We start from the raw sequence: 2099 nt of genomic DNA, 5'->3' as shown, positions 1-2099 counted from the left end.
CTTGATGAAAATCATTTTTGACAAGTTAGATATCGACCCGAGTAACGAAAAAGTATCTCAAGTCATCAGTGAACTTGAAGAGTTCGGGGTTATTGCAGCATAAAACTGTCCGCAGTATTGTTACTAGAGAATACAATAAAAATCAATGGTAAGAATTCAATCTAAAAATGCTATACGTAGTTGTTCAATTTAATGAACAAAAGTTAACTGTTGCTACCTCACAAAATTAAGTAATTATGATTCAACTGAATTTAAAAATGGATCAATATCAATGTCTGTTGGACCTAAATATAACTTACCTGACTCTGATGCTTTGCCTTGTTCATGGGGACAGTGTACAGAAGATGCAGATCAAACTGAGTCTAATCACAGTTACGCTGATAAGTATAAAAAGCAACATTCCCATGATAATAGAATCGTAGCTTATCAAACTGAATCATTAGATCAGCCTACTTTCGGTGTTGATACATCGCCTTCAACTATTACAAGTACCCAAGCACGCCCTACTGTTTATCAAGTGTTTCCGAGTGCCCTTAATTCTCAACAACAATTACAGAATTATTATCCCCAAAAAAGTTCCTCTACAATTTTCCATGGTGTAACACCTTCTCTCAGAATCGGTTCACCACTTGAACAATCACAAATAATATCCCAACATTGTTCTATTGTTCCACTGACTTTATTACTTTCAACTGACATGGATGCGCTTAAGGCTGTATCACATCAAATAAACTCTTTTAGCGTCTCATTACTGGCTAATATAGAGTCTTCAAATGATCCTAATATCATCGTTTGTCCTCAAGGCCAAGTTTCTGTGTTAGCAATGCTAATAGAGGGAACGGCTGGCAAGACAAAAGAGGATTTATCTACAGCAATTAGTTGGGGAACAAAACTGGATCAGTTAACGGAGAGATTAACTACTTATTTTTCATCTCAATCAATAACCGAAACAGGTATTGCCAGTATTAATTTTCTGGTAAGTTCCACTGATTCGCCTTTCACGTCCAGCTATACACAAAAAATGCTCAGCTATAAAAACACTTTATGTTATGCCTTTAATGAAATTGATAGGGCAATGAACACCGAGACCCTTCGAGAAAGAATTAATTCTAGAGTCAAACAATTAACCGCCAATAAAGTACCCACTGCACTCGACGAAGATACGCTTTGTGATTCAGGGATAACAGTAGGCAATATATGTTGCTTTGTTGGTTTTTGGAAAGTTTCTTTCTCAGCATTCGATGGCTACTTTAACTTTTCAAAAACAGAATCGAAAAAGGTTCCAATGCTCAAGTGCACTGGGCAGCACTTACGCTATGCACTTAATTTAAGAGGTTGGAGTGTCTGTAAAATCCCTTACCAAGGTTGTTTTGAAATGCTCATTGCCCAACCCAACTCAGAATGTAGCCAAGTGCTATCAAGTGAGATTATTAAGGAATTTAGCGATGATTCAAAATTTAAAAAGCATGAAAAGTTTACTCTCACTATGCCTAAATTTGTTGTTGAATCCGAAACAGATTTACTTCCGGCGATGAGACAATCAGCACTCAGTAGTCTTTTTGTTAAAGGTGCGGAATATTCACAAATGACGGCATCAACAAACATGGAAATAACTACGTTTTTACAAAAAACACTCTTTATTGTTAATGAAAAAGGCAGTTTTGGGCAAGCGGTTACCAGTTGTATAAAGTCGAAAGGCCCGAGTGCTCCACATGATTTCATTCATATTGATAGTCCCTTCGCATTTGCTGTTAGAGATACACAAACAGGGCTCATGTTATATTCAGGGATGATTAATAGCCCTGTTGCTCCGACACCAGAACAAGAAGCGCTCATCAGTTAATCATATAGTTAGTTTTTGATCTCACACGTTTCGGGAGGGGGGGGAAGCCCAGCCCCTAGGTTTTCCTCACCTGTACGGATTGATAGTAACCATATGAATTATTAGATTTTATTACAACCAATTGGCTCATTTTTGGACAATTCCGTGATAAAAATTAAAAATATAACTTATACTTTTGCATTAGAAAATCTAAGTCAAGCATCAGCTTACCTTGTCGCTGAACCATCGCTGAGCATTGGCGGCACCTTGCCGCCGG

At 37.5% G+C, this 2099-nt stretch carries 1 protein-coding gene; it reads left to right on the top strand.

What is annotated here, in order from left to right:
- Window positions 1–271: 271 nt before the first annotated feature.
- Window positions 272–1843: a serpin family protein gene (locus JQC92_RS22035; RefSeq protein ID WP_205001673.1), complete on the top strand. Its 1572-nt coding sequence runs from the start codon at window positions 272–274 to the stop codon at window positions 1841–1843.
- Window positions 1844–2099: the final 256 nt, after the last annotated feature.

This window comes from Parashewanella hymeniacidonis, assembly GCF_016900895.1.
GTDB lineage: Bacteria > Pseudomonadota > Gammaproteobacteria > Enterobacterales > Shewanellaceae > Parashewanella > Parashewanella hymeniacidonis.
Note: the sequence above shows the minus strand (reverse complement) of the source record. Positions and strands in the feature narration are given on the sequence as shown.

What these genes read in the sequence shown, in the direction of transcription:
- JQC92_RS22035 (WP_205001673.1), top strand. Translation starts at nt 272, where the DNA reads ATGTCTGTTGGACCTAAATATAACTTACCTGACTCTGATGCTTTGCCT.